This is a genomic window from Pseudomonas viridiflava, assembly GCF_900184295.1.
Taxonomy (GTDB): Bacteria; Pseudomonadota; Gammaproteobacteria; order Pseudomonadales; family Pseudomonadaceae; genus Aquipseudomonas; species Aquipseudomonas viridiflava.
In genome coordinates this window covers 6084983-6093513 of record NZ_LT855380.1, presented here as the reverse complement: position 1 = coordinate 6093513, position 8531 = coordinate 6084983, and the positions used below count along the sequence as shown (strand labels likewise).

The 8531-nt window shown below is 55.7% G+C and carries 8 protein-coding genes; all 8 read left to right on the top strand.

Annotated features, from left to right (window positions below; all coding sequences use genetic code 11):
• Positions 1-584 precede the first annotated feature (584 nt).
• Positions 585-719, top strand: a complete 135-nt coding sequence (gene rpmH, locus CFBP1590_RS27415; RefSeq protein WP_002551315.1) for a 50S ribosomal protein L34 — start codon at positions 585-587, stop codon at positions 717-719.
• Between the two features lie 16 nt (positions 720-735).
• Complete coding sequence (rnpA, locus tag CFBP1590_RS27410; RefSeq protein WP_088236335.1) at positions 736-1137, top strand: ribonuclease P protein component; 402 nt, start codon at positions 736-738, stop codon at positions 1135-1137.
• Complete coding sequence (gene yidD / locus CFBP1590_RS27405; RefSeq protein WP_004882449.1) at positions 1130-1375, top strand: membrane protein insertion efficiency factor YidD; 246 nt, start codon at positions 1130-1132, stop codon at positions 1373-1375. The genes rnpA and yidD overlap by 8 nt, the downstream gene beginning before the upstream one ends.
• A gap of 2 nt (positions 1376-1377) precedes the next feature.
• Positions 1378-3063, top strand: coding sequence for a membrane protein insertase YidC (gene yidC, locus CFBP1590_RS27400; protein ID WP_088236334.1), 1686 nt, complete (start codon positions 1378-1380; stop codon positions 3061-3063).
• A gap of 79 nt (positions 3064-3142) precedes the next feature.
• Complete coding sequence (mnmE, locus tag CFBP1590_RS27395) at positions 3143-4513, top strand: tRNA uridine-5-carboxymethylaminomethyl(34) synthesis GTPase MnmE (RefSeq protein WP_088236333.1); 1371 nt, start codon at positions 3143-3145, stop codon at positions 4511-4513.
• Positions 4514-5169: 656 nt separating this feature from the next.
• Positions 5170-7062: a tRNA uridine-5-carboxymethylaminomethyl(34) synthesis enzyme MnmG gene (gene mnmG, locus CFBP1590_RS27390; RefSeq protein WP_004882446.1), complete on the top strand. Its 1893-nt coding sequence runs from the start codon at positions 5170-5172 to the stop codon at positions 7060-7062.
• Positions 7059-7715: a 16S rRNA (guanine(527)-N(7))-methyltransferase RsmG gene (gene rsmG / locus CFBP1590_RS27385; protein WP_029241176.1), complete on the top strand. Its 657-nt coding sequence runs from the start codon at positions 7059-7061 to the stop codon at positions 7713-7715. Before mnmG ends, rsmG begins: the two co-directional genes overlap by 4 nt.
• An 18-nt stretch (positions 7716-7733) precedes the next feature.
• On the top strand, positions 7734-8525 hold the full coding sequence (locus CFBP1590_RS27380; protein ID WP_004882444.1) for a ParA family protein: 792 nt from the start codon (positions 7734-7736) through the stop codon (positions 8523-8525).
• Positions 8526-8531: the final 6 nt, after the last annotated feature.

The window sequence follows — 8531 nt, the reverse complement described above, 5'->3', positions numbered from 1 at the left end:
GGATATCCCCTAAGTCAAAAGCCGGTGTGGCAAAAACAACCGCCATTGTAACGGTCCGTTGAAGACTTATCCACATGTAGGTTGCTAACAGACGGCTATAAATCATTGATTTGAAGGAATGAAAGACGACGAACGGTATGTGCATAAGCTCTGTGGATAAGCTCACTTCAGCCCGTTGCATAAGTCGGGGTTGAAGTCTGTGGATAACATACCTGTGGATAAAACAGCCTTTCATGCACAGCTTTTCCGAGGGTGCAGCACAGGCAGAGCACGGTTTTTCGACAACCTTTTGAAACGCTGTACACCTTGTATATCATAGCTCTCAGCGTTTTATCCACAGATATGCCCGACGTAAGAATTATAAGCTCTATAGAAAAGCTTTAAATACTCTCTCTCTTTTATTTCTATAACAGTGCAGCGTGCATGACGATTCGTTCCCTTCAAGACCGGCAAATTGGCCATATAGAACGTTATTGAAGAAAAGCTGGTTGGAAATTGACCTGCGGGCCTGCTTTCTCTAGAATCCCCGGTCTCTTAAAACGGGGGCCATTCCGGCCCGTAGTGGACGAACCAGGTAACACGCCATGAAACGTACTTTCCAACCCAGCACTATCAAGCGCGCCCGCACCCACGGTTTCCGTGCACGTATGGCCACCAAAAACGGCCGTGCCGTTCTGTCGCGTCGTCGCGCCAAAGGCCGTAAGCGTCTGGCAGTTTGATAAATCGGCACAGGAGGTGAGTCGAGACTTCAGTCGGGAAAAGCGTTTGCTGACTCCCCGGCATTTCAAGGCAGTCTTTGACTCCCCTACCGGCAAGGTTCCGGGGAAAAATCTCCTGCTCCTTGCGCGCAACAACGACCTTGATCATCCCCGCCTGGGGCTTGTGATAGGTAAAAAGAGCGTCAAGCTCTCCGTTCAGCGCAATCGTTTGAAACGCCTGATGCGCGAATCATTTCGCCAATACCAAGACAGTTTGGTCGGTTGGGATATCGTTATCGTCGCGCGTAAAGGTTTGGGTGATGTAGAAAACCCTGAACTGATTCAGCATTTCGGCAAGCTGTGGAAACGTCTGGCACGCAGCCAACCTGCTCCACAGACAAAAACCGAACCTGCAGGGGTGGACAGTCCCGATGCGTAAACTGGCACTCGTTCCGATCCAGTTTTATCGCTATGCCATTAGCCCGCTGATGGCCAGTCACTGTCGTTTCTACCCCAGTTGCTCCTGCTACGCGTATGAAGCCATCGATAATCATGGCCTTTTGCGCGGCGGCTGGCTGGCAATGCGCCGCCTGGGTCGCTGTCATCCGTGGAATCCCGGTGGTTATGACCCGGTTCCACCTGTCCCCACCTCCCGTTCTTCTTCGATGGCCGAGTAATCATGGATATTAAACGCACGATCCTGATCGTCGCCCTGGCAATCGTGACCTACGTCGGGGTTCTGAAATGGAACCAGGACTACGGTCAGGCAGCCATGCCGACCCAGAATGTTGCAGCCAGCAACACCGCACCGGGTATTCCGGATACGGCTGCTGGTAATAATGGTTCTGCCAGCGCTGATGTTCCAAGCGCGAATGCAACCACTGCCGCGGCTCCTCTTGAAACTCCGGCCGTAGCCAGCAAAGACCTGATTCAGGTCAAGACCGACGTGCTCGATCTGGCGATCGATCCAGTGGGTGGTGACGTGGTTCAGCTTCGTCTGCCTCTTTATCCACGTCGTCAGGACCGTCCTGAAGTGCCGTTTCAGTTGTTCGACAACGGTGGCGAGCGTACTTTTCTGGCACAAAGTGGCCTGACAGGTACCAATGGTCCCGATGCTCGTGCTGCCGGTCGTCCGGTTTACACGTCCACACAGAAGACTTATCAACTGGCTGATGGCCAGAACGATATGGTCGTGGACCTGAAATTCTCGGAAAACGGCATCAATTACATCAAGCGCTTCACATTCAAACGTGGCCTTTACGACCTGGTCGTGACCTACGTTGTGGATAACCAGAGCGCTCAGCCGTGGGCCGGTAACCTGTTCGCGCAATTGAAGCGCGATTCCAGCTCCGATCCATCGTCGACCACAGCTACCGGTACCGCCACTTATCTTGGTGCGGCTCTGTGGACAGCTGCCGAGCCCTACAAGAAAGTGTCGATGAAAGATATCGACAAGGGTCAGGTCAAGGAAACGGTTCAAGGTGGCTGGGTTGCCTGGCTGCAACACTACTTCGTGACTGCGTGGATTCCTGATCACAACGCAACAAACGTGGTTCAGACCCGTAAAGACAGCCAGGGCAATTACATCATCGGCTTTACCAGCCCGACGTTGACCGTTGCTCCGGGTGCCAAAGGCGAGACCACTGCGACCTTGTACGCAGGTCCGAAAAGCCAGGCGGTACTCAAAGAGTTATCCCCAGGTCTGGAACTGACGGTCGATTACGGCTTCCTGTGGTTCATTGCCCAGCCTATCTTCTGGCTGCTGCAACATATCCACGCGATTCTCGGCAACTGGGGCTGGTCGATCATCGTCCTGACCATGCTGATCAAGGGTCTGTTCTTCCCGCTCTCCGCAGCCAGCTACAAATCCATGGCCCGCATGCGCGCCGTAGCTCCGAAACTGGCCTTGCTGAAGGAACAACATGGCGATGATCGCCAGAAAATGTCCCAGGCAATGATGGAGTTGTACAAGAAAGAGAAGATCAACCCGCTGGGTGGTTGCTTGCCGATTCTTGTGCAGATGCCCGTTTTCCTGTCGCTGTACTGGGTACTGCTGGAAAGCGTGGAAATGCGTCAGGCTCCATGGATCCTGTGGATAACCGACCTGTCGATCAAGGACCCGTTCTTCATTTTGCCGATCATCATGGGCGCGACCATGTTCATTCAGCAGCGTCTGAACCCGACTCCTCCGGATCCGATGCAGGCCAAGGTCATGAAAATGATGCCAATCATCTTCACGTTCTTCTTCCTGTGGTTCCCTGCCGGTCTGGTTCTGTACTGGGTTGTGAACAACACCCTGTCGATCGCACAGCAGGCGTACATCACTCGCAAGATCGAAGCGGCTACCAAGAAAGCAGCTGCCTGATCTAACCTGTGAATAAGTTCTACAAGGCGCCCCCTCAGTGGGGCGTTTTGCTATCTGTCAGTTGTACAGGAGGCGGACCATGAACGTCCCTCGTGAAACAATCGCCGCCATCGCGACTGCTCAAGGTCGTGGTGGCGTCGGCATCGTCCGTATTTCAGGTCCGCTGGCCAGCAAGGCAGCGCAGGCGATAATCGGGCGTGCGCCCAAACCCCGTTATGCCCATTACGGACCTTTCGCCGATGCGTCGGGCCAGACACTGGACGAGGGCATCGCACTGTACTTTCCCGGCCCAAACTCCTTTACCGGCGAAGATGTTCTGGAGCTGCAGGGACACGGTGGTCCGATCGTGCTCGACATGTTGCTGCAACGTTGCCTGGAATTGGGTTGCCGTCTGGCCCGTCCCGGTGAATTCAGCGAGCGCGCGTTTCTCAACGACAAGCTGGACCTGGCACAGGCCGAAGCGATTGCAGACCTGATCGAGGCAAGTTCTGCACAGGCTGCCCGCAATGCGCTGCGCTCATTGCAGGGTGCGTTTTCCCAACGTGTGGATAAGTTGACCGAGAAATTGATCGGTCTTCGGATCTACGTCGAGGCGGCAATCGACTTCCCGGAAGAGGAAATCGACTTCCTTGCCGATGGCCATGTGTTAAGCATGCTTGATAACGTGCGCGATGAGTTATCCACAGTCCTGCGCGAAGCAGGGCAGGGTGCGTTGTTGCGTGATGGTATGACTGTGGTGATTGCTGGACGGCCCAACGCCGGCAAGTCGAGCCTGCTCAATGCGCTGGCCGGACGTGAAGCTGCCATCGTGACGGAGATCGCCGGCACTACGCGCGATGTACTGCGTGAACATATCCACATCGATGGCATGCCGTTACACGTGGTGGACACTGCAGGCCTGCGTGACACTCAGGACCAGGTGGAAATGATTGGCGTGCAGCGTGCTCTCAAGGCGATTGGCGAAGCGGACAGGATCCTGCTGGTGGTAGACGCAACGGCACCGGAAGCGAGTGATCCCTTCGCGCTGTGGCCCGAGTTTCTGGAACAGAGGCCTGATCCGGCCAAGGTCACACTGATTCGAAACAAGTCTGACCTGAGCGGCGACACTACAGGCCTGGAAACCAGCCCCGACGGTCATGTCACCATCAGCCTGAGCGCCAAGGCTGGCGGCGAAGGGCTTGAACTGCTGCGTGAACATCTCAAGGCGTGCATGGGCTATGAACAGACCTCCGAGAGCAGCTTCAGCGCTCGTCGTCGCCACCTTGAAGCGCTGCGCCACGCCAGTGACTCCTTGGAGCACGGCAGGGCACAGTTGACGCTTGCCGGCGCTGGAGAGCTGTTGGCCGAGGATTTGCGCCAAGCCCAACAGTCACTGGGGGAAATCACCGGTGCTTTCAGCTCCGATGACCTGCTTGGCAGGATCTTTTCCAGCTTCTGCATCGGTAAATAGTCACGAAACAGATGCTGTCACGCCTCTGACAGCATCAGGCATCAGATTCGAATCAGTCTGAAAGGGACGGCAATCGTCCCGCTGTCTGTTGATAACCCTTCCGCAAAGCCAAAACCTTCCCTCGCATACGGTCTGATCGCGGTTTCAGCTGTGGACGATTGATCGCTTTCAATCCTTCAGATGCCTCGAGACGCTCTCCCCACGTCGATCCAACAGTCCTTTTTTCACTGACCAGCAGTCGAGCAACCGCCGATTTCATCATTTTCTGTGAAATAAGCCCTGTGCATAACCGCGCCTCAGCTCGGTTGATAACCGGGCCTGAAACCTGAAGATAAACCGGCCTGTGGACAAAGTGCACTTTAATCCACAGGCTCAGGACGGTTATCCCAAACCCTCACAGGCACATGACCACAGGCTTTTGAATCTCTGTACACATTGAAAATAAAGGCCTGTAGGAATCTATCCACAGAAACATGGCTCAGTAAGAATAAACATAAAAACAAGGCTTTATAAACTTTCTTTCCTTTTTATTTTCTTTATCCGCGAGTTTTCCACAGCTGGTTAAATTTTGTGCAACGGGTTTCATTCAGGAGGGGTAAGTCCCTATACTTGTCAGCTATCCCAATTTCCCATCGACAACAGGCACGAGGTGCGTGGTGGATTTCCCTTCCCGTTTTGAAGTGATCGTCATCGGTGGCGGTCATGCCGGTACCGAGGCCGCACTTGCGTCGGCACGCATGGGTGTCAAAACCCTGCTGTTGACGCATAACGTGGAAACACTCGGCCAGATGAGCTGCAACCCTGCGATCGGTGGCATCGGCAAAAGTCATCTGGTCAAGGAAATCGACGCCCTTGGCGGCGCGATGGCCATGGCCACTGACAAAGGCGGCATTCAATTCCGTGTGTTGAACAGCCGCAAAGGCCCGGCCGTGCGGGCAACCCGTGCCCAGGCAGACCGCGTTCTGTACAAGGCCGCTATTCGCGAGACGCTTGAAAACCAGCCGAACCTGTGGATATTTCAGCAATCCTGCGACGACCTGATTGTCGAGCAGGACCAGGTCCGTGGCGTTGTCACGCAAATGGGCCTGCGTTTCCTGGCTGATTCCGTTGTATTGACCACCGGCACGTTCTTGGGCGGTCTTATCCACATCGGTATGCAGAATTATTCGGGTGGCCGAGCGGGTGATCCGCCGTCCATCGCGCTTGCACGCCGTCTTCGCGAGCTGCCATTGCGGGTAGGGCGCTTGAAGACCGGTACGCCGCCACGCATCGATGGCCGCTCTGTCGATTTCTCGGTGATGACCGAGCAACCGGGCGATACGCCGATTCCCGTTATGTCGTTCATGGGTTCCAAGGAACAACATCCGTCGCAAGTGAGTTGCTGGATTACCCACACCAATGCGCGGACACACGAAATCATTGCGTCCAATCTTGATCGCTCGCCGATGTATTCCGGTGTGATCGAAGGGATCGGCCCGCGTTACTGCCCATCGATCGAAGACAAGATTCATCGCTTTGCGGACAAGGAAAGCCACCAGGTCTTCATCGAGCCGGAAGGTCTGACCACCCACGAGCTGTATCCGAACGGTATCTCCACGTCTCTGCCCTTCGATGTGCAGCTGCAGATCGTTCGTTCGATTCGCGGCATGGAAAATGCGCACATCGTTCGCCCGGGCTATGCCATCGAGTACGACTACTTCGATCCACGCGATCTGAAGTACAGCCTCGAAACCAAGGTGATCGGCGGTCTGTTCTTCGCAGGCCAGATCAACGGCACAACCGGCTACGAAGAAGCGGGTGCTCAAGGTTTGCTGGCCGGAACCAACGCGGCATTGCGTGCGCAAGGTCGCGACAGCTGGTGCCCGCGTCGTGACGAGGCGTACATCGGGGTGTTGGTTGATGACCTGATCACGCTGGGTACGCAAGAGCCTTACCGGATGTTCACATCCCGCGCCGAATATCGTTTGATCCTGCGCGAAGACAACGCTGACCTGCGTCTGACCGAAAAAGGCCGTGAGCTGGGTCTGGTCGATGACGCGCGTTGGGCCGCGTTCTGTACCAAGCGTGAAAACATCGCGCTGGAAGAACAGCGTCTGAAAAGCACCTGGGTTCGTCCGGGTACCGAACAGGGCGATGCCATTGCCGCGCATTTCGGCACGCCGCTGACCCACGAATACAACCTGCTCAATCTGCTGACGCGTCCAGAAATCGATTATGCCAGCCTGATTTCCCTCACCGGTGAGGGCTGCATTGATCCACAGGTCGCCGAGCAGGTGGAGATCAAGACCAAGTACGCCGGTTACATTGATCGGCAGCAGGACGAAATCGCCCGTTTGCGTGCCAGCGAAGACACGAAGCTGCCTGAAGACATCGATTACGCGGGGATTTCCGGTCTGTCGAAAGAAATTCAAAGCAAGCTGGGGATAACTCGCCCCGAAACTCTCGGACAGGCCTCGCGCATTCCGGGTGTCACGCCTGCAGCGATTTCCCTGTTGATGATTCACTTGAAAAAACGCGGCGCGGGCCGTCAGTTGGAGCAAAGCGCTTGAGTTCTATGGTTACCCCGCAACACGCCGAAGAGTTATCCACAGGCGCCCGCGCTCTGGGTATCGAGCTCACTCTGGTCCAGCACGAACAACTGCTTGCCTATCTGGCGCTGTTGATCAAGTGGAACAAGGCGTACAACCTCACGGCTGTGCGCAACCCGGACGAGATGGTGTCCCGGCATTTGCTCGACAGCCTGAGTGTGATTTCTTTCATCGAAGGTGGCGCCGAAGGCGAACGCTGGCTCGATGTCGGCAGCGGGGGCGGCATGCCCGGTATTCCCATGGCGATCATGTTTCCGCAGATGAAGGTTTCGCTGCTGGACAGCAATGGCAAGAAGACCCGCTTTCAGACCCAGGTCAAACTGGAGCTGAAGCTGGATAACCTCGAAGTTATCCACAGCCGCGCCGAAACCTACCAGCCGGACGTACCGTTCAACGGAATCATTTCCCGTGCGTTCAGCAGTCTGGAAGACTTTGCCGGATGGACTCGCCACATGGGCGACACACAGACACGCTGGCTGGCGATGAAAGGGCTGCATCCTGCCGATGAACTGGTAGCATTGCCCACGGATTTTCACCTTGATAGCGCACAAGCCTTGACCGTTCCGGGTTGCCAAGGCCAACGCCATCTGCTGATACTGCGCCGCACGGCATGATTGGGAACACAAGCGATAATGGCTAAGGTATTCGCGATAGCGAACCAGAAAGGTGGGGTAGGCAAGACCACCACATGCATCAACCTCGCCGCGTCACTGGTTGCTACCAAACGACGCGTGCTGCTGATCGATCTCGATCCCCAGGGCAATGCGACCATGGGGAGTGGTGTGGATAAACACAACCTCGAAAACTCCGTTTACGACCTGCTGATTGGCGAATGCGATCTGGCTGAGGCCATGCAGTTCTCCGAGCACGGCGGTTACCAACTGCTTCCAGCCAACCGCGACCTGACCGCAGGCGAGGTGGTGCTGCTGGAAATGCAGATGAAGGAGAGCCGTCTGCGTAATGCGCTTGCGCCAATCCGCGAAAACTACGATTACATTCTCATCGACTGCCCTCCGTCGCTGTCGATGCTTACGCTCAACGCCCTGGTGGCGTCTGATGGCGTGATTATTCCCATGCAGTGCGAGTATTTCGCACTGGAAGGTCTGAGCGACCTTGTGGATAACATCAAGCGGATCGGCCAACTGCTCAACCCGCAGCTCAAGATCGAAGGCCTGCTGCGCACGATGTACGACCCGCGTCTGAGCCTGATCAACGATGTCTCGGCGCAGCTCAAGGAACACTTTGGCGAGCAGCTGTACGATACCGTTATCCCGAGAAACATCAGACTGGCCGAGGCGCCGAGCTTCGGTATGCCGGTGCTGGCCTACGACAAGTCTTCCCGCGGGGCGCTGGCTTATCTGGCGCTCGCCAGTGAACTGGTTCGTCGTCAACGTCGCGGCGCGAAAACCGCTCAGCCTACCTAAGGAATT

Excerpts from the sequence above, each read along its gene's own strand:
- rpmH (WP_002551315.1), top strand. The coding sequence starts at position 585 with ATGAAACGTACTTTCCAACCCAGCACTATCAAGCGCGCCCGCACCCAC.
- yidD (WP_004882449.1), top strand. The coding sequence starts at position 1,130 with ATGCGTAAACTGGCACTCGTTCCGATCCAGTTTTATCGCTATGCCATT.
- yidC (WP_088236334.1), top strand. The coding sequence starts at position 1,378 with ATGGATATTAAACGCACGATCCTGATCGTCGCCCTGGCAATCGTGACC.
- mnmE (WP_088236333.1), top strand. The coding sequence starts at position 3,143 with ATGAACGTCCCTCGTGAAACAATCGCCGCCATCGCGACTGCTCAAGGT.
- CFBP1590_RS27380 (WP_004882444.1), top strand. The coding sequence starts at position 7,734 with ATGGCTAAGGTATTCGCGATAGCGAACCAGAAAGGTGGGGTAGGCAAG.